This window comes from Methanocorpusculum vombati, assembly GCF_026891935.1.
Taxonomy (GTDB): Archaea; Halobacteriota; Methanomicrobia; order Methanomicrobiales; family Methanocorpusculaceae; genus Methanocorpusculum; species Methanocorpusculum vombati.
Genome location: NZ_JAPTGC010000001.1, coordinates 249,805 through 269,527 on the forward strand (window position 1 = coordinate 249,805; position 19,723 = coordinate 269,527).

Annotated in this window: 19 protein-coding genes; 11 read left to right on the forward strand and 8 right to left on the reverse strand. The window is 53.3% G+C overall.

Going from position 1 to position 19,723, the window contains the following annotated elements:
* Positions 1–31: 31 nt before the first annotated feature.
* From O0S09_RS01280 to O0S09_RS01310, 7 genes are all read left to right on the forward strand, one after another.
* Positions 32–232 (forward strand): hypothetical protein, encoded by a 201-nt coding sequence (locus O0S09_RS01280; protein ID WP_268922076.1) that lies wholly within the window; start codon positions 32–34, stop codon positions 230–232.
* Positions 233–463: 231 nt separating this feature from the next.
* On the forward strand, positions 464–1,435 hold the full coding sequence (gene cofG, locus O0S09_RS01285) for a 7,8-didemethyl-8-hydroxy-5-deazariboflavin synthase CofG (protein ID WP_268922078.1): 972 nt from the start codon (positions 464–466) through the stop codon (positions 1,433–1,435).
* Positions 1,436–1,484: 49 nt separating this feature from the next.
* Positions 1,485–2,198 carry a phosphoribosylaminoimidazolesuccinocarboxamide synthase gene (gene purC, locus O0S09_RS01290; RefSeq protein WP_268922079.1) on the forward strand — a complete coding sequence of 238 codons (714 nt, stop codon included), beginning with the start codon at positions 1,485–1,487 and terminating at the stop codon, positions 2,196–2,198.
* Positions 2,199–2,361: 163 nt separating this feature from the next.
* Complete coding sequence (locus O0S09_RS01295) at positions 2,362–3,849, forward strand: TrkH family potassium uptake protein (protein ID WP_268922081.1); 1,488 nt, start codon at positions 2,362–2,364, stop codon at positions 3,847–3,849.
* A gap of 72 nt (positions 3,850–3,921) precedes the next feature.
* The gene (gene cfbC, locus O0S09_RS01300) at positions 3,922–4,728 is read left to right on the forward strand and encodes a Ni-sirohydrochlorin a,c-diamide reductive cyclase ATP-dependent reductase subunit (protein WP_268922082.1); all 807 of its coding nucleotides are present in this window, start codon (positions 3,922–3,924) and stop codon (positions 4,726–4,728) included.
* Between the two features lie 7 nt (positions 4,729–4,735).
* Entirely contained in the window at positions 4,736–5,755 is a 1,020-nt protein-coding gene (locus tag O0S09_RS01305) for a nitrogenase component 1 (RefSeq protein ID WP_268922083.1), read from the forward strand.
* Positions 5,748–6,893 carry a nitrogenase component 1 gene (locus O0S09_RS01310; protein WP_268922084.1) on the forward strand — a complete coding sequence of 382 codons (1,146 nt, stop codon included), beginning with the start codon at positions 5,748–5,750 and terminating at the stop codon, positions 6,891–6,893. Before O0S09_RS01305 ends, O0S09_RS01310 begins: the two co-directional genes overlap by 8 nt.
* A 79-nt stretch (positions 6,894–6,972) precedes the next feature.
* Here O0S09_RS01310 and O0S09_RS01315 read toward each other — a convergent pair whose 3' ends face one another.
* The 3 genes from O0S09_RS01315 to O0S09_RS01325 all read right to left on the reverse strand — a co-directional run bounded on the left by O0S09_RS01315 (position 6,973) and on the right by O0S09_RS01325 (position 10,996).
* Positions 6,973–8,901 (reverse strand): type II secretion system F family protein, encoded by a 1,929-nt coding sequence (locus tag O0S09_RS01315; protein ID WP_268922085.1) that lies wholly within the window; start codon positions 8,899–8,901, stop codon positions 6,973–6,975.
* A complete protein-coding gene (locus tag O0S09_RS01320) occupies positions 8,898–10,529 on the reverse strand; it encodes a type II/IV secretion system ATPase subunit (protein WP_268922086.1) in 1,632 nt (543 codons plus the stop codon). The genes O0S09_RS01315 and O0S09_RS01320 overlap by 4 nt, the downstream gene beginning before the upstream one ends.
* Positions 10,530–10,591: 62 nt before the next feature.
* The gene (locus O0S09_RS01325) at positions 10,592–10,996 is read right to left on the reverse strand and encodes a hypothetical protein (RefSeq protein WP_268922087.1); all 405 of its coding nucleotides are present in this window, start codon (positions 10,994–10,996) and stop codon (positions 10,592–10,594) included.
* Between the two features lie 328 nt (positions 10,997–11,324).
* On the opposite strand from O0S09_RS01325, the gene O0S09_RS01330 reads away from it, so the two are divergent.
* Together O0S09_RS01330 and O0S09_RS01335 are read left to right on the forward strand one after the other, a co-directional pair.
* Positions 11,325–12,182 carry an RAD55 family ATPase gene (locus O0S09_RS01330; RefSeq protein WP_268922088.1) on the forward strand — a complete coding sequence of 286 codons (858 nt, stop codon included), beginning with the start codon at positions 11,325–11,327 and terminating at the stop codon, positions 12,180–12,182.
* A 1-nt stretch (position 12,183) separates the two neighbouring features.
* On the forward strand, positions 12,184–12,900 hold the full coding sequence (locus O0S09_RS01335; protein ID WP_268922089.1) for an ATPase domain-containing protein: 717 nt from the start codon (positions 12,184–12,186) through the stop codon (positions 12,898–12,900).
* A gap of 12 nt (positions 12,901–12,912) precedes the next feature.
* On the opposite strand, the gene O0S09_RS01340 is transcribed toward O0S09_RS01335, so the two are convergent.
* Positions 12,913–14,571 (reverse strand): cache domain-containing protein, encoded by a 1,659-nt coding sequence (locus O0S09_RS01340; protein WP_268922090.1) that lies wholly within the window; start codon positions 14,569–14,571, stop codon positions 12,913–12,915.
* Between the two features lie 250 nt (positions 14,572–14,821).
* Here O0S09_RS01340 and O0S09_RS01345 point away from each other — a divergent pair, with 250 nt between their 5' ends.
* Both O0S09_RS01345 and O0S09_RS01350 read left to right on the forward strand, forming a co-directional pair.
* A complete protein-coding gene (locus tag O0S09_RS01345; protein ID WP_268922091.1) occupies positions 14,822–15,367 on the forward strand; it encodes a hypothetical protein in 546 nt (181 codons plus the stop codon).
* 4 nt (positions 15,368–15,371) lie between these two features.
* Positions 15,372–15,611: a hypothetical protein gene (locus O0S09_RS01350; protein WP_268922092.1), complete on the forward strand. Its 240-nt coding sequence runs from the start codon at positions 15,372–15,374 to the stop codon at positions 15,609–15,611.
* Positions 15,612–15,675: 64 nt separating this feature from the next.
* Here the strand turns inward: O0S09_RS01350 and O0S09_RS01355 are convergent, their stop codons facing one another.
* The 4 genes from O0S09_RS01355 to O0S09_RS01370 form a co-directional block, all read right to left on the reverse strand.
* Positions 15,676–16,512: a hypothetical protein gene (locus O0S09_RS01355; RefSeq protein ID WP_268922093.1), complete on the reverse strand. Its 837-nt coding sequence runs from the start codon at positions 16,510–16,512 to the stop codon at positions 15,676–15,678.
* 175 nt (positions 16,513–16,687) lie between these two features.
* The gene (locus O0S09_RS01360; protein ID WP_268922094.1) at positions 16,688–16,927 is read right to left on the reverse strand and encodes a hypothetical protein; all 240 of its coding nucleotides are present in this window, start codon (positions 16,925–16,927) and stop codon (positions 16,688–16,690) included.
* A 126-nt stretch (positions 16,928–17,053) separates the two neighbouring features.
* A complete protein-coding gene (locus O0S09_RS01365; RefSeq protein ID WP_268922096.1) occupies positions 17,054–18,346 on the reverse strand; it encodes a TldD/PmbA family protein in 1,293 nt (430 codons plus the stop codon).
* Complete coding sequence (locus O0S09_RS01370; protein WP_268922098.1) at positions 18,339–19,676, reverse strand: TldD/PmbA family protein; 1,338 nt, start codon at positions 19,674–19,676, stop codon at positions 18,339–18,341. The genes O0S09_RS01365 and O0S09_RS01370 overlap by 8 nt, the downstream gene beginning before the upstream one ends.
* Between the last annotated feature and the right edge of the window lie 47 nt (positions 19,677–19,723).

The window sequence follows — 19,723 nt, forward strand, 5'->3', positions numbered from 1 at the left end:
ATATATTTTCCATGCGCACGCATGGATAGTAATGGCGTTATCCTACAAAGAGTTCTGTCGTTTCTGGGGCAAGGGGTTCTTACTTGCCGCAATTATTGCTGCAATTGCCGGTCTTCTGACGGGAGACGGTGAGTGGGTGGGTATGCTGTATCTTGGTGCGGCAGTTCTGCTGGTGCTTGCGGTGGTGTTTCTGATGATGGGGCGGATGATTCGGGAGGCAGAACCGCAGTAACCGATGTTATCTTGTTTTGTCTGCGTGGTGTGACGAACGTATTTCGTTGGTGTTGTTGGGAAACTGTTGGCGGGTTAGTGGTGATATTCTGTGTGTTCCGTGGTTCCCGCAAGCAAAACCAAAGAGAAAGACTCTCCCATACATTTTTTCAGAAAAATCCCTCTGAACATGTTCGCATCACCGGAACCGATCAGGTTCATATGCGAGCAGCACCCAAATCTTAGAACAGCTATGCCCCGGACGATTACGTTTTCCCGGAATGTGTTTCTCCCGCTGACGAATGTGTGTGCGAACGCCTGCGGCTACTGTTCCTTCAAGGCGCCCGTTGCCGACGGCTGCGTGATGCCCGCATCAGAGGTACTGGCAACGCTTCGCCGCGGTGCCGCGTTCGGATGCACCGAAGCACTGTTCACGTTCGGGGAGCGGCCGGAGAACGAACCGGGATTCCGGAGATATATTGAGGCCGCGGGGTATCCGGATATTCTTTCTTACTGCGAAGCGATGAGCCGGGCGGCGATTGATCTCGGGATGCTGCCGCATACAAACGCCGGTATTTTAACATATGAAGAACTCGAACGGCTCCGGCACGTGAACGCGAGTATGGGACTGATGCTGGAGACGACCGCCGAAATTCCGGCACACCGCCACAGTCCGGGAAAAGATCCCGGCGTCCGCCTTGAGATGATGGCCGATGCCGGAAAACTGAAGATTCCGTTTACGACCGGGCTTCTGCTCGGCATCGGGGAGACGGCGGCTGATCGTGAGGAGTCGCTTGCAGCTATCCGGGACCTGCACAAACGCTACGGCCACATTCAGGAGGTGATCATCCAGAACTTCTGTCCGAAGGAAGGAACAGAGATGGCGGGTGTTCCGGGTGCATCGCAGGAGGTTATCCGCGAGACGCTCCGGCTTGCTGCCGGTATTCTGCCAAAAGATGTTTCCATTCAGATTCCTCCGAACCTTGCGGATGCCGGCGGGCTTCTTTCCCTCGGGGTAACCGATCTCGGCGGGGTTTCCCCAGTGACGATTGATTACATCAATCCGGAACATCCCTGGCCGGCACTGGATGTTCTTGCAGAGATCGCCGCCGGATACGATCTGCGGGAGCGGCTGTGCATCTATCCGCAGTACTGCAACCCGGAGTGGGTTTCCCCGGAGCTTCTGCCGCTGGCGGAACGCCTGGCGAAACGGACCTATGGATAGTGTGTCATGCTAACACTTATCATGAAATCCGTTCAATAGATATGGCACAATGAAGCAGGGAGATCTTCTCTATCTGGGTAAGGCAAAGTCTGTCTATCGGACCGACAAACCGGATGAACTTCTGGTGGTGTTCCGGGACGACATTACTGCATTTGACGGGCAAAAGAAGAATGTCCTTGCAGGAAAAGGCGGGTACAATGCAAAGGTTACGGCATACTTCTATCCGCTTCTTGAAGCGGCCGGTATCCCGACGCATTTTCTTGCGGCTGTGACGCCCACCGCGCATCTGGTTCGCCGGCTTTCCATGATTCCGCTGGAGATTATCGTCCGGAATCGTGCAGCAGGATCTCTGGTGCGAAATTATGGTTTTGCGGAAGGCGAGCCTCTGTCCCCCCCGCTGATTGTGATGGATCTGAAAGATGACTCGCGTCACGATCCAATGATCAATGATGAGATCATTCTGGCACGCGGAATTGCAGCCGCTGAGGAGCTTGCGGAGATCAAGCGGCTGGCACTTGCAATCAATGCAGTTCTCCGGGAGAATCTTGCAGCAAAGGATCTGGACTTAATCGATATGAAGTTCGAGTTCGGCAGAGATGCGGCAGGCATGATCCGGCTGGGCGATGAAATAAGTATGGACTCACTGCGGTTGTGGGATCACGGTGCGGTCGGTGCGTCGCTGGATAAGGATGTGTACCGCAAGGAACTGGGCGACGTCATGGAAACCTACGCGATGGTTGCACAGCGCATCTGCGGTGCGTAAACATTTTTTATTCCGGGAAAAAGTTGCTCCCGTTTTTTTTTCAAAATACTGTCAGGATTATTTTCTGTTTCTTTCAGAAAAATTATCCGGCCTGCTCATTATCCCGATTTCATCTGTCGATCCCGTATCATTATATTTGAGCAGGTCGATCATCATATATCAAATGGGCATCTTCCGTGAACTTGCAAGTGTCGGGCACGACGTTGGCGCTGTTTTCCTCCTGATAGGCCTTGCAACTTTTCTGCCGCTCGGAGTCGGGGCATATTATCAGGAGTGGGATGCATTCTTCGTGATGGGACAGGCAACGCTTCTGTTTCTTCTTCTTGGTGCCGTCCTCCGTTTGCTGCCGAAGGGCAGCAAACCTGCACGCAACAGTCTGTCCATTGCAGCGACCGCCCTTATCTGGGTTTTTGTCAGTTTTCTCGGGTGTCTGCCTTTCCTCTTTACCGGCATGGGGGTGCTGGATGCAGCGTTTGAGTCCATGTCGGCATGGACGGGGACGGGTTTTACCCTTGCGGCAAATATTGAGGAATGGCCCAAAACACTGCTGTTCTGGCGGTCTTTTATGCAGTGGATCGGCGGTCTCGGCATTATCGCGTTTACGCTTACGGTTGCCAGCCGGTCCGGTCTAGTTGCCCGCGGTCTCTATCGTTCGGAGGCGCGGTCGGAAGCGTTTATGCCGAGTGTGATCGCGACTGCATTTCAGATGTGGAAGATCTATGTGGTGCTGACAGTCATCTCTCTTCTTGCTATCATGGCTGCCGGTCTGGATCTCTGGGACGCGGTAAACGTTGCCTTCTGTGCCATTTCCACGGGAGGTATGTCGATTTATGCCGACGGCATTTCCCATTTCCAGAACTTCGGGCTGGAGATGGTGGTAATTCCGATTATGCTTGCGGGTGCGCTGCCGTTCCGTCTGTATTATCTCGTCTATACAAACCGCTCGTTCAAGGAGGTCCTCTCCGACCGGGTTCTTCATCTGCTTGTTGCGGTTTTCTTCCTCGTTGCCGCGGTACTTACCTGTGATCTCGTGCTGTTTAGTGACTACACCCTGATTGATGCGGTGCGGGAGGGATTCTTTATGGCAGGGACGGCGATCAGTTCAACCGGGTTCCAGAACACAACGATGGCAGGATGGAGTGCGGCCATGATTCTGTTCCTTGCGGTGTTCACTCTCATTGAGGGAGGGTCAGGCAGTACGTCCGGAGGTATCAAGCTTGACCGCGTTCAGGTGATGTTTGAGGCGATGGTCTGGTGGTTTAGAAAGACGATTGTCAGTCCGCGTGCCTACATTCCGATGCGCCATGACGGAAAACCCGTTGCGGGGAAGGATGCCGATATGCTGATTGCAAAGTCTCTGCTGCTGATCATTCTGTATATTCTGCTGGTTGTTGCAACTCTGGTTATTCTTCTGCACGATCCCTACTTCTCCAAAGATGTCATCGGGACGATGTATGATGTGTTCAGCTGTATGGGCAACAACGGCAGTACGGCAGGTATGGTCGGGCCGGATATGCCGGATTATTCCAAAGTGGTGATGTATATTGCGATGTGGATCGGCAGACTGGAGATCATTCCGGTTCTTATTCTGGTCTGGGGGCTGTTCCGCAGATTTGAGTTGCATCTGGGAAGCGGGCCGTCGCGGAAGTGACGGGTACGTTTTGGGAAAGGCAGATTGCCACAAGTCAAAATATATGTGGCATGCGGGTCAAATAGGTAGTGAATGAGACAGATAGCCCTCTACGGGAAGGGAGGTATCGGAAAATCCACGACATCCGCGAACCTGTCGGCGGCGTTTTCGGAGATGGACCTGGATGTAATGCAGATAGGCTGCGATCCCAAGCATGACAGTACCCGGATGCTGATGCACGGACGCTGGATTCCGACGGTTCTGGAACAGATGTATGAGAGAAAGGATCTTACCGCCGATGATGTTATTTTCACCGGGTTCGGGGGTGTCCGGTGTGTTGAGGCCGGCGGACCGGAGCCGGGCATCGGTTGTGCGGGACGGGGTATTATTGCAACGTTTCAGCTGCTGGAGAAGATGAAGGCGCTGTACGGTGATGTGGTGGTGTATGATGTGCTGGGTGATGTGGTCTGCGGCGGGTTTGCAATGCCGATGCGGGACGGGTATGCACAGGAGGTGTATCTGGTGACAAGCGGCGAGCTGATGAGTCTGTATGCCGCAAACAATATCTGTAAGGCAATTGCCCGGCTGTCGCAGCGGAGTACGGCACGATGCAGGCTGGGAGGCGTTATCTGCAACTCGAAGAATATGGATAATGAACGTGAGCTGGTTGCGGAGTTTGCGACGCGGATTGGTTCAAATATGGTGCAGTTTGTTCCCCGCGACAAGGCGGTGCAGGCGGCGGAGGTGAACCAGATGACGGTGATTGAGCATGCGCCGCAGTCGCCGCAGGCGGAGGTCTATCGCGCACTTGCAAAGACGATTCTTTCCAATGAGAGTCTGCGTATCCCGAAAGCTCTCGAACTTGACGAGCTGGAAGATCTTGCCAGAGAATATTTATGAATCCCGGATGGCAGGGTGCACCTTAACCGGTGCCCTGTCGGTTGCCTGTTTTATTCCCGGAGCAGTAGCTGTGGTGCATGCTCCGCAGGGTTGTGTGCATCAGACGTTTTCGATGCTGCATGCGATGGCAAATGATCATGATATCTGGACTGTTCCGGAGATTATTGTTTCCGGGATCTCCGACCGTGAGGTGATCTTCGGCGGTGAGGAGTGTTTGTCCGATGCGCTGACGCGGGCTGCGGCGCGGTGTCCGGATCTGATTGTGGTGGTGACGTCCTGTGTTCCGGAGACGATCGGAGATGACTGCGGTGCGGTGTGTGCCCGCCATCCGTATGCGGACCGGATTGTGTATGTGCCGACGTCGGGATTTCTGGGCGGCAGTGCAAAGGACGGGGAGAGTGCGGTGCTTGCGGCGCTTGCAGACCGTGCGCCTGCTGCGGAGCCGGTTCCGGGGACGGTTGCGCTGGTTGGTGAGAAGAATCTGGAGTCCGAGGCGGATCAGAACTATGCGGAGGTGGAGCGTCTGCTTGCCCGGCTGGGTCTGCGGGTTACGGTGCGGTTCTGCCGGAACTGTGATTGTGCGACGCTGATGCGGCTTGGGACGGCGGCGTGTTTTATTCTGCGGGATGAACGGGCGGCGGATGCGGGGAAGAGGATCGGCGAACGGTTCGGCCGTCCGGTGCTGCCGGAATTTCCCCGCGGGTTGTCGGGCTGTCTTTCGTTTCTGCGGGCGGCGGGGGAGGCGTGCGGTGTTGCGGAGGAGAAGATTTCTGCGGCGGTTGCGGAGGAGCAGGCGTTTCAGGATGCGATGCTCGGACGGTTTGCAGGTCTTTGCGGGAAGGCGGTTTTTCTTGGTGCCGAGCCGTTTGCGGGTACTGCGGCGGTTGCCCGCGAGACGGTTGCCCGTCTGGGTATGCAGGAGCGTGCGGACGGGTTTTTGATCCGGCTGCCGTTTTATCTGCCCGTTGGCACCGCAGGTGTTGAGAAGATGCTGTATTTGTGGCGGCGGGCGGTGCACAATGGCTGAGAATGCGTGTGCAAATCCGGTCTGGCCGTGTGCGATGACGGGGGCTGCGGCGACGCTTGCGGGATTCCCGGATATTTGTGTGATAATTCACGGGTCGTCGGGTTGTTACTATTATCCGCGGTCACTGCTGAAGGTTCCGCTGTTCAGTACGTATCTGCTGGAGTCGGAGATTGTGTTCGGGACGGTTGACCGGCTGCATGAGGTGGTGACGGAGGTTGCGACGACCGGCAGGCCGGTTGCGGTGGTAAATACCTGTGTTCCTGCACTGACCGGTGAGGATTTGCAGACGGCGTTTGCAAATACGCCGGCGATGTTTGTGGATGCGCCGGGGTTCTGCGGGAATGCAGAGGAGGGAGCGGCAAAGGCGTTTGCGGCGATGATGCCGGAGGTTTCTGCAAGTCGGCCGGGCGTCAATATTGACGGGATTCATCTGCTGGATCTGTTCTGGCGCGGAAATCTGTATGAGACGGAGCGGCTGCTCGGGCTGCTCGGAGTTCCGGTTGCGGTGCGATTCTGCCGCGATACCTGGACAAATCTCCGGGCGGGGGCGGCACCGGTTACGGTTTCGGCAAATCCGTCGTACGGGTCAGGGGTGGGGGAGTGCTGCGGCAGTATGCTGTTTTTGGATATTCCGGGTACGGTTGACCGGCTGCTTACGCGGTTTCCGGATGCGGATGCGGATGCGGTGCTTGCGGAGCGGCAGCGGGCGGAGGAGCAGATGTTTTATTCCTGTGATAAGTATCTGCGGAAGTATACGCCGCCGGTCGTTGCGGTTGCGGCGCAGGGGAGTTATGCAATGTTTGCGAAGGCGATGATGGAACGGTACTTCGGTTCTGACGTGCCGGTAGTGTTTGCCCGCGACCGGGCTGCGGCGGGTGTTTCGTACTCGGTGAATTCTGCGGAGATCAACGCGGCTGTTGCGGCGGCGGAACCGGATCTGATCCTCGGTTCAACGTTTGAGGCGGCAGGGTGCCGGAGTGCGGCATTCTTCGGAATTACGCCGCCGGACCGGAGCCGTGTTTCCGTTGCTGCCCGGCCTCTTGCCGGGGTTGAGGGGGGACTGGTGCTGATCGAGGGGGCACTGAATGCGCTGATGAACCGGCATGCAGCAGAAGAGAAGAAACGGCGTTTCCCATAAAGATGAGTTACTATCTCATTTTTGGAATTTGTTTATGAGTGATGGAGGTTGCAGTGCTCAGTGCGCACTACCGGAAAAATCACGACAGGAAGAAGAACTTCAGGATCACAAACACAATCATCGCAACCGCAACCATCACGCACGAATGCTTTACGCCCGCAAGAGCTGATCCTTCACCCATCATACCCGCTACAATCCCCGAACAGAACCCGTGAATAACCACCGAATGATAAATCAGCCGATCATACAGATCAATCGAAAACCCGGAACCAACTCCCGGCATCGCCATGCCCGACCCGACCATGGACATACCTTCCCCGCCCTGCATCATCATCGGCAGGAACATCACCACCAGAATCGCCTGCACAAACACAAACACAAAGAATGCCAGATACACCACAATCACATACAGCAGCATATCCCCGCGGCGCTCACTCTTCAGCGTCACCATATTTTTCGCATCCTCCGCAATAATCTGCAAAACCTGCGACAGATTATTCGTAAAATGCTCGGCCTGTGAAACCAGAATCCCCATCCGGTCAATCGCCCCGATCCGGATATGCTCGCTGAACCGCTTAATCGCATCCGACGTCAGACTTCCCCACACAATATCCCGGTGAATCAGCCTGATCTCCTCCAGCATATTACTCTTTCCTCCCACCGCAATCAGCTCAATAGCCCGCGCAAGTGTCATATTATGCCGCACCGAAGACGCCATCTGATCCGCAAAATCCGGAATAGCCTCCTCGATCCTCCGGTGACGCCGCGAATAAATCGCATAAAATACCGCAAACGGAATCAGCGCAACCAGAATCCCTGCCATCACAATATCCTCCGAAGCCGTCACCCACTCAAGAAATGTCCACGGTGTCAGCGGAACCGTCACAAACAGGAAATACAAAATCCCTGTAACCACCAGCGCCGCGGGAATACTAAACAAAAACACCGTCCCGGGATGAAACATCATATACGTAACCGGTGACCGGAGAAACCGCAGAACACCTTCCCTTTCATCACGCTTGCGAAGCCGCTCAAACGCAAACGTCTCCGACTCATGCGGCATCACCACGCGAACCGACGAATATTCCGGCATTTCTTCCCAGATCCGCCGCTTCGTCTCATGAATCTCCTCCGACTTATCCTCATGCACCTCCGAGATCAGATCCAGCATCAAAAGAAACACCGCCGTCCCGAACGGCAGCATCACATAAATAATCAATGCAAGAATCAGCGGATTCGCGCTTGAGATCATTCCCATCACCATCACCACGATAATAATAAACAGCGGGCCCGCAACAAAAATCGTAATATACATCTCTGCAATAACGCCCAGCGTATTCAGATACACCTTCTGGGAAATACGCTGCTCCTCCCGCAGTTCCTCCACCTTCATCCGCAGATAATCATTTGCCGATCCGATCGTCTTATACGACGACAACAGGCCCGTCAGGAAAAACCGGAACTTGTCCGACGGTGTCGTCTCCGCAAGCCGCGAGATCGCCGTATAGAAATCCAGTGAACACATCCTGCAGTCAAACACCACCTGCCGGAACTCACGGGCGGCCTCCCCGTAATAATCCGCATACTTTGCAAGAGACTCAACCAGTGCATACAGATTCGGCTCCGACTTATGCAGTGCATACAGATACGTCGTCACATGAAACAGCGACAGGTCAATCCGCAGACTCCTGCTCCCGCACTCAACCACCGGCAGATACAATATCGCCGTAAACGCACCGTACGTAGCCGCAAGCGCAATGGAAACCCACACCAGAACGATAACCAGACCTAACGCAGGAAACACCAGGAAAAAGGACAGAGGAATAATCAGCTGCGACAAATACGCAAGCAGAAGAAACGTCGCAATACCCGACAGACCGCCGGAAACCAGCGCGTACTGGTACAGCCGCTCCGCCTTCACATGCATCCGGGCAGAGAAAATCTCCCGCTCAAGAGACTCCAGCTGTGCCCTCTTTCGCTCCTTCAATATCGCGCCGAACTGCATCATATCAACAGACTATCCAGATCAGCCTTCAGATTCCGGTGCAGTGTCTGCGCCATAATGCCGCTCTCCAAAAGCACGGACAGATCCTCCAGCGACGCAATAACCTTATCCGGCATAGAATAATACTTCCAGAGAATCTCCGACACATCACGGTAATCGCGAATCCGCTGATCAATCATCGCCTCAATCACCATCGCCCGGCGCTGCTGCTCCCGCGAAATCCAGTTCATATCATTCCCGGAAATCTCTGCAATATGCGCAAACATCTCCGAACGGGCGGAGTACACCGGAGTATCCGTATCAGGACGGTACTTGAACACCGTATTTACGATCACATCATTCGTTTCCGAAATGCCCACAATCTCCACAATCTCATTACAGCGGCGAATCTGTTTGCCCTCACGATACATACGCACCTGGGACGACACAATGTCCAGTGACTCAATCATCGCCCGCGGTACATTCAGCGGCTCATTTTCCAGCCGGTGAATTGCAGAGTCAACCGACCCCGCATGCAGCGTCGAAAACGTCGTATGTCCCGTGTTCATTGCCTGGAACAGTGTCTGTGCCTCAACACCGCGAACCTCACCCACCAGAATATACTCAGGACGCTGACGCATCGCAGCCTTCAGCAGATCAAACATCTCAATCGATGCCCGGTCTCCCCCCGAAACATTTGTCACATCCGGCGTCACGGATGCAAGCCAGTTCTGATGACTCAGCGTGATCTCCCGCGTATCTTCAATTGTAATGACCTTTGACAGATGCGGGATAAACTGTGCCACTGCATTCAGCGACGTCGTCTTCCCTGATGCCGTACCCCCGATAAACAGAATCGACTGGTTATACTCCACCGCCAGCCAGAAGAACACCATCTCCTCAACCGTAAACGTCTGGTTCAGAATCAGATCAACCGGTGAATACGGCACCTCACGGAATTTCCGGATAGTAAACGATGACCCGTGACTGCTCACCGTCTTTCCGTAGGTCAGCTGCGCACGCGAACCATCCGACAGCGATGTATCCACAATCGGTGACGAGATCGAAATATGCTTACCCGTCTTCTGTGCAAGCATTACCACCATCGCATCAAGATCCTCCTGTCTCTCAAACACAATCGACGTCCGGATATTCCGGTAATTCCGGTGGAACAAAAATATCGGCGTATTATACCCGTCGCAGGAAATATCCTCAATATCAATATCATTCTGCAGCGGATCCAGAATATTCCATCCCAGATAATTCCGCATCAGATAATACCGGATCTTATGCACAGAGTTTGGCTCAAGTTCAATCTCAAACCGTTCCAGATACGCATCCATCGCGTCATACAGTGCCTTTGTCTTACTCTCCGTATCCAGTGCCACATCCTCAAGAATCAGAATATCCCGAACCCCTGCAAACAGCCGCTCCAAAACCTCCTTTTCAAACGGAGTCAGCGACGGCTCAAATACAAGGTACACATACTCATTCGAAGGAGTTATCGCAATAACAATCAGCGCCAGACCGGGACGTGTCCAGTATGACTCCACAACCGTGTACGATGGATTCAGTTCCGGAGTAACAAGGGGATCGTCCCGTTCGAAATCATACTCCGGAACGGGCTCACGTACCTCTTTCTTCTTAAACATACTCCGCTTCACCCCGAATTGGGATTATATCTCTTGGATCCATACGATCTCATGCAGAACATTCAGGAGAACTGAATCCTGACATTTTTCAGAATGGCATCTTTCCCATCCGAAAACGTACCCTTAACCATGACGAATCGTGTCCCGACCACACCATAGGCAATTCCCTCATACACAATCGGAACACCAACCGAAACCTCACGTGTACGGAACGACTCAGGTACTGAATCCGCTCCATCCACATAAATGGTAATAATCCGCAGATGCTCCGCATCTGATCCCGGAAGAACCGTTGCTATGATATCATTGCCGGAAAGGACAATATTCATCTGTACATCGCGGGATGACTGCACCTCATCCATGATGTTGGTCATCACAACAAAACCAACACCTACCAGTACCGCAATCACTACAATCACCAGTACAACCCCCATCGCTGGGGTAAACGAGGTCTTTTTATCAGTCACAAGGCAGCACGCTTCATGCATGAGAATCCCTGAATACCGGGGAATCCACCAAATCACCGGTATGCCAAAGGGAATCTATTAATTATATGGAAATACTCAGCTATATATTGTCTCCTCCAAACTGATTAGACTTGTTATCCTACAAAAAAAGAGACGGGAAATTTGGAGCAACACAAAATCCCATACTTACGGGCAGCCATACGAAAAACCCCTGCCATCCGGAGCACACGAACCATGACAGTGCCGGCGGTCAACAAACAAATTGATGGACAACACCCCCTGGCACGGCAACCTATAAATTCTCAAAGAAGGGAGATATACATAACGTATGCCGGATACAATCAATGCCCGTGTTCTGCACGCAACCCGCGTCCCCTCCCTTGACAAAGTACTCGGTGGAGGAATCCTTTCAGGTTCCACCATCCTGGTTCTCGCAGAACCGGGATCCGGCGGTGTTGAACTGGTGCAGACCTCCGTCATGAACTACTGCAGCGACATTACCAAAGGAGAAAACGTACCGGAAGGAACAACCGCCCCGTCCGAACTGCACTACATCTCCCTCACCCTCAATAGGGAGATGTTCGAACAGCAGATAGCCAAACTCTTCAACGCAGAAAAACATCCCCGGTTCCGGGAAATGATGTCGCATCTCCACTATCTGGACCTGGGAGAAAGCTACTTCGGTAAAACCCACGTCCCGTATGACTGGTACGGGACCCAGAACTCCGTCCACGGTATGGTGAACATGTCCCCTTCCGATGACTACGGAGGGCTCACCATAATTGCCGATAATATTCGGAAACTGCCAAAAGAAAGCATCATCTTCGTTGATTCCCTGACCGCACTCCTGCCGTACTGTACCAAAACCCCCGAAAACTGGTTTGAACTCGTCACCCTGATCCGGGGACTGACCCGTGCCGCAAAAAAATGGAATATCACGATCGTCTTCCTCCTCACCGCGGGAGTCCTTTCCGGTGGTCAGGAACACGAACTGATCGACGCCGTGGACGGCGTCCTGAAAATGTTCTGGCAGAAAGACACCACCGTCAAACGGCAGCGGCAGATGTACATCCTGAAATTTGTCGGACTCCTCCCGTGCATAGACCCCCGCGACATGGTAATCTTCAACGTAAAAGTCTCTGCAGGAGCAGGATTTGAGATCACAAACATGAGAATGGTAGCATAACATGACAGGCATCAGCAATATATTCCTTTCCACCGGTGTGCAAGGACTCGACGAAATGATGGGGGGCGGATACATGGAAAACACCATCACGGCAATTATTGGAGAAAGCGGAACCGGCAGAACAACCGCAGCATTACAGTTTCTTGCCGCAGGTGTCAGGAACGGGGAGGATGTCATGTACATCAGCTTCAGCCACAGCATCGATCGGATCAAAAGCAAACTGACCACCTCCCTCCCCTGGATAGAAAGTGAACTGGACAAAAAATTTCACTTCCTCAAACTCGACCCGAAGAACTTCGACTCCCTTTCCTACTATCTTGGAAACGGACTTCCCGAACTGCTCACCACCCTCAACATATCGCGTCTCGCGATCGACCCGATGACCCTGTATGAAGACTCCCTGAAATACTCCGACCGCCAGACTTCCGTCATGTCCATCTACCACATCTACTGGACACTGAAGTCCGTACCCTGTACCACCGTTGTTGTCCTTGCCTCAAACATTGCCGACCCTCTGCAAAGTACCTACGGCTACTCCGAAAAATTCGCCGACAACGTACTCTTCCTTGTCAGGGAATTTCCCAAAGACACTCTGTTAAACGAATACCGGAAAATCCTCCTCGTTATCAAGACCCGCTACTCCGGCCACGATCATCACGGAAAAATACTGAAATTCACCCGCGAGGGAATCATGTACCTCGAATCCCCGCAGCCATAAAAAAAGAAAAATTCAGTACAGCGGCACACCGGCAGAAACAAACCACGCATCATCAACCGGCAGTGTATACTGCAGCTGCAGTTTGCTTCTGCTCTCCGTCTGAATCGGCAGATACATGTACTCAAATCCTCCTCCTCCTTTTGCCGTCCGGACCAGATCCCGGACAAACGAACCCCCGTATACATCCGTCGCACCAAGAAGATTCACTCCCGTGCGGGTAGGATCGTACGGCCACGAAAGAACTGTCCCGTCATAGTCCAGCGCCACAATCTTACATCCCTCATTATAGTACAGGCCGGACGGATCAGATAGAGCTGCAAGAGCAGCTTCTTTCCCGTACTCATGCGCATACTGCACAATTGAACGGAGATCCCGGATCATCGCATCTTTTTTTGCCGGATCCAGTCTCTTCGGCATCTCGGAAACAAACATCCCGCAGACAATACACCAGTTCTCATCAATCGGCTGAACATACGAAAGCCGTACCTCATTCTCCATATCCTTCAGATAGTTCGGATACAGCATCAGCACATACCCGCCGCCGTGCGAAGCCCGGGACGCAACCATAGAGACCGTACGAACCCCGTTCACATCCTCATATACAGAGCGATCCAGGCCCGTCATACCCGGCCGGTACGGATGGGCAAGCAGCGTCCCGTTCCGATCCAAAGCAGAGACATAATACTCCTGTGTCGTAAACTGCCCTTCGGGATTGGAAAATTCCGCAAGAGCAGCATCACGTCCGTTCTCCAGCACATACGAATACGCTGCCCGGACAAACTCTTTAAGCGTCATATCGGAAGACGCGGTCGGAAGCGGCACAAGCTTCCTGCTGGACATATCATCAGTAATAATAACCCTGAACGTGCTGTCGATCTTGGTATCCAGAGTACTCCACACCGAAATCCGATCCACCACCTGCAGCCGGCCGTAGTCGTAAGAAGAGTATTCTGCTGTTCCTTCCGCCTCCGTCATAATTCTGCGGAGAACATTTGCAAGCTCGGTATTCCCGGCAGCCTCCGCAACCGTCAGAATATTCGTCCCGCCGTTCATTGGAACAGGGGAGTACAGAACGTAACCCTGATCGTTCACCACCCACACACCATACCCGGTTGCATTGCGGAATCTGTCAATCGGCACCGCAAAGAACCTTCGTGCATCCCCGACAGCACCAACCGCACCCTCATGCCTTCCCCCGGCCGAAACGATCGGCGACAGCAGGCAGGTGGCCTCCACACCGGAAGGACCCGTAAATGTCCGCATATACATCCCGGCCGATGCATTATCCAGGTCCAGAACTGAAGACGGAATCTCGTATCCGGCAGAGCCCGTCACCGGAAGGGAACAGACAACCGATCCGTCCGCATCCGTTCTGAACACAAAAGACACACCCGGATTTTCCACATACAGCTCCGTCAGAACACGTATGGATGCCGGATCATCCGCAGAGATACCGGAAAGATTCCTCGCAGCAGATACAATATCCCCGGAAAGAGCCCGGGTATACTCAGACAAAGAAGCTGAAAGATTCTGAACAGCCGTCTGCATCTCCTTTACCGGAACATCACTCTCCGGAGAGGATGACGCAGAAGAATGGAATGCAAGAACGGCACCACATACGACAACTGCGGCAATCAGCACAATCACAAGAACTCTGAAGGATTTGGACATGCACTTCTCCCAACAATAAAACTCTGTATTCATTGTAAGTTAACAACCATAATATCATGGGTTTCATATGAACTACATACGTCAGAAACAGTCACCGAAAAACCGTGAGTGATGCTGCCCGGAAAATGAACTGAAGAAATCCAAAACAAACAATAAAACACACGGGATTCCTTCATCATTATGAATATGATTATATTTGCAAACGGAATAGATAGTATTGCATTTGATATCCGGAGTGAGTGAAAGTATCATGAATCAGAAAACAACCATTCTGTTCGGCATCCTCTGTCTGCTGATCGCAGCGTTTGCCGCAGTCCCCGCCGCAGCACAGGACAGTGGAATTCCTGAAAATATCACCGGTGCTGTCTCAAGCGGAGCCGGAGAGGAAGCACAGGCACTGGTATTTGTGTCTCCTGAATATTTCACCCTTATTGTTGTCCTGCTGATCCTGCTTATCATCCTTCTCCTTCTTGCAATTGTCTATATGATCAGTACTTTGATACCGCGGCTCACCGCAATGAAGAACCCGGGGATTCACCTGGAGATCTCAGAAACCGCAAAACAGCAGATCGAACGCCTCATGAAACAGGAAGGGGCATCCAACAGAACCAGGTTCATCCAGTCCCTGATCACAGAAGAACTCAGCCGCAGTTCCAGTGCACACACGGAACAGGAATCCATCCGTGAAGCTGTTTCTGCATATGTTGACTCCCCCGAGGCACAGGACCGCTTCCGCAGATTCGTTGCGGAAAGTCTGCTGGATGAAAACAACGCTGAACAGGAACCGAGGGACTAACATCATGGCAGAAGAACTCATACTCAACTTCCCGCCGGAAACACTGAAACTGATCGAGAACAGGATGGACGAGGAAGGCATCTCCAACCGCAACATCTTCCTTGCCGAACTGCTGACCCGCGCGCTGACACGGCGTCTGTCCACCCATGCCTGGGAGTCGGTCATCGAACGCATCGTCGCAGACAGCATGAACGAGGAAGAAGGAACAATATTGATCTATCCCTCAGACGCAGACGAAAACTAATTCTTCTTTTTTTGGGAAACTGTTCGTGCGTGAGTGGGATACCTGAAAAAAGTATTCACCAAAATTATGGTGAAAGCATCTGAATATTGACGACAATCTGATTTCCGGTAACCTTTACAAGATACGTTCCGGCACTGAAAAGCTTCAGCTCTTTTTCCACTTCGCTGCTGTAACCATGTGCATACCCGTCCTGCTTGACAATAATACCGTTGTCTCCGTACAGGAGCTTCTTCTCGGCAAGTTTTTCCTTACCTCCCGCAGCAGAAACTGCAGCAGCATAGGCATCGGAATCAGCATAGATGCGGACAATATCAACCTTAAACCACGCATTCGGATCGATGACATCCGTTGACTTCACCACATACTTGGACTCCACCTGGGATCGTGTCCCATACCATTCCTCATACCGGACTGTATTTGACGACGTGGACTCCTTCGCAACATATGACTTCTTCACCGTCCCCGGGTTGAAGGAGAAGTACACAACAAACGGAACCTGATCAACATTCACCTCAAACATCCGCGACGTTGAAGTGTTGTACTTCATGGTATCATCCATGTGCACGTAATATGCCGGTTCTGTTGAAGACACCGTCGGAACGGCGGTCACGGGAGTTACCTGCGGTGTTGGTGTTACGACCTCGTTGATCTGCGAAGAAATTGGAACAGTCTCCCAGGTGGGGGTCGGTACAGGTGTGGGTGACTCGGTTTCGGCAGGAGTTCCAACAGGAGTTGCAGCAGGTGTTGCAGCGCCGGATGATTCTGTGGAAGCAGGCGTGGACGACTGACCAAACAGCTGACTCATATCAGAACCGGTTCCGATTGCACCGGACATATAACCGAGAACAACCACTACCAGAACTGCCACAAGAAGTACTGGAAGAATACGGGTTGTCAACATATAGTTCTATTTTGCACATCACAGAATAAGAGGTTTTGGTAAAAACAGGCGTTGTCCCTCTCACAGAACATACGGGACGCCGGCCATCACTACGACGGAGCAATGTACCGAAGGCCTGGTGCCGGAAACAACGTTTGGTATGCCCTCCCGAAAACAGAGAAGAACACTCAAAAGATTATTCCCGGGGAAGCATAAGAATCTTGATCTGTGCCTCAAGAGATGAAACTTTTGATTCCAGAATCTGATTTTTATTGTTAAGCAGCAGAATCTCACTCTGCAGGACGGCGACCTCATCCTTTACCTGTTTAATATCCCTATGCTGAAAGAAGAACCGAAGCGCAGCCGTGATCGCATCTGACGTATTATTGTATTCACCGCTTTCGACTGCATTATGCAGGAGCACCTCGATATCCACCGGAAGTTTGTATGAGGTAGGTTTTTTGCACAAACGCTTTGGTGCGGGCATTTTTAATGTTATGAATCTGATATCATATGATTATTCTCATTTCCGGAAAAGCAGGAAAAAAAGAGAATGCCGGAATTATCCGATGACCTGCATCGAAGAAATACGCATTCTGGGAACAACTGCACCGTCAAAAACCCTGGTCTCTGCGCTGATACCATCAATCTGCCGCAGCATCTCGAACACATTTCCGGCGATCATCGCTTTTTTCACCGGCTGCACAAACTCCCCGTTCTCCATCAGGAACGCATTTGCAACCTCCACCGAAAATTCCCCGGTCAGGGGATTGGCCGTATGGGCACCGATAACCTCGCGGACAAACAGACACGGTTCACGGGTAACATCGCAGACATCACCCGACACCCGCAGACAGTGCGGGGAGATGTACGTTGCCCCGTTTCCGCCGCGAAGCGCATGACCCGTGGACGCCGTACCCGCCTGGGCTGCGGTCTTGCAGTCATAGAGGAACGAGGAGAGTACTCCGTCTTCAAGAATACCGCAGCGGGATGCGGGTGTTCCCTCGGTATCAAATCTTCGCATACTGTTTCCCCGGGGATCCATCGGCACATCCGCAATGGAGATCGACGAATCCGCAACGGTCTCGCCGAGTTTTCCGGCGAAAACGGACTTGCCGGTCAAAACATTTCTTCCGTTCACCGCCTCCGTAAACAGTTCCAGAATCAGTGAGTCAACCACATGCTCTGACAGAACAACATCGCGCCGCCCGGTTGGCACCGCGACACCGTTGCGGGATGCGGTTGCCCAGAATGCCGTCTGTTCTCCCATCTTTTCCGGATCAATCCGGGAAAGGAACGGTGAAGCGTCATACTCGTAACCGGTTGAACCGTCCGCAATTGCGTCAAGCCCGAGAGAGATCCCGGTCATCTGTCGTTCGTACCGGACACCGTGGCTGTTTGCAAGAACCGATGAACCCTTGGAAAGGGAAACTCCTGCGGTAACCACGCGGGCATCCGGATGCGCCGTTGCACCCTCGTTCATCCGTGCAAGGAGGGCAGACGCAGTATCCGGATCGATCGAAAGATGCGGATCGAACGGATCATCCCCTGCCGGAAGGGCTGCCGGACCCGGCAGCCCTTTCCATCCCTCAACCGGTTCGGCAAGCTTTGCAGAAGAAACGGCTGCGGTAAGACAGTCCTTCCAGCGGGTAGGATCCGACGTTGCGGACACGCCTATCCTGCCGCCGGTGACGGTTCTGATATAAATGGACGTTCCCGCATGTTCAGAAACTGCCGCAACCGCCATCTCCCGTTGTTCCAGCGAGAGATCCTCAAACGTAAGAACAAGAACCTCCGTCTCATCTGCGAGTTTCTCACCCGCACGGAGAATCGCATCAATATCCACTTCATGCATTGCCGGCACCTCCCACCATGGCCTCGGTCAGATACACATGCGGTGCACCGTCCGAGACCGGTACTGCCTGACCTTTCCCGCACATGCCGGACGACATTTTTCGTTCATTACCGCACAGGGCAATATTGTGGAGAACGGACAAAATATCACCCGAAAGGGAAACATCGCGGATCATGGATGTCGTCTCGCCGTTTTCAATCCGGTAGCCGTACTTCGCATTGAACTGGAATGCACCGCGACCGGGATCCACCTGTCCGCCGCGGGAGCCGATCAGAAGGATACCGTTTTTGCACTCGGCAATGATCTCATCGTAGGAGGAGTCTCCCTCCTGAATGTAGGTGTTGCTCATCCGGACCAGCGGCTGCATGCCCGGTTCCGCACGGGCATGCCCGGCGTCGCCGGTATCCGTACCGACCGCTGCAAGCGTCTCGCGCGAGTGCATGTAGGCGTGCATGATGCCGTTTTTGATCAGTTCGGTCGGGCCGCAGGCGACACCTTCCGCGTCGAACGGCTCGTACCCGTAGCCGTGCATCGACGGATCATCAATGATGGTCACCAGCGGTGATCCGACCGGTGTACCCAGTTTTCCCGCGAGAACCGAGACGCCGTCACGGACGGCGTCTCCCTCACTTGCATGACCGACCGCTTCGTGTGCGAAGACCCCGCCGATGGCAGGGTCCAGCACCGCAGGCATCCTGCCGCCGGAGACCGCGGATGCATCCAGCAGTTCAGTGGCGCGCTTTGCACACATCTCGCCATAACCGAGATACGCTGAAAGATTCAGCGGGCCGACAACCGCTTCCTGCTCATAGTTCATCTGCATGTTTCCGCTGCGGGCGGCAACCGCAGAGATGGTAAAGAGTGTCCGGCAGACCGAAGAGTTCGCCGCATACCCGTTGCAGTCCTCAAACCAGACATCCTGATACTGTTCCGAGTACCGTGCGGACGTGCTGCAAATCTCGGGAAGTTTTGCTCCCGCCTCCATCTTCAGCAGAAGGTCAGCCTTCTCCTCAATCGGGACCGCAGCCTGTTCCGCAGCGGAACAGGCCCAGTTGCGGGGCGTGCCGTAGGGAACATCGGCAATCTCTGCCGGAACGTTTGCAAGCTTTGCAGCACGGGCGGCACGGCTGATGTACTCCTTCTTTGCGTTCTGATCATCCGGATCAAACGGCGAAGCACAGTAGTAGCCCCATCCGTGTTCTCCCAGAACACGGATGAGCGCTTTCCCGAAAAAGTTTGAACCGGCTGATTCCACGTCACCATTCTCCACCGTAATTGTCGTGGAGGTTCCGCGGACGTACCGGATATCATAGTAGCGTATGGGATCCATTGATGCTTCTATGGTTTCGTGAGGAAGGATAACTGATTTTGGAAACG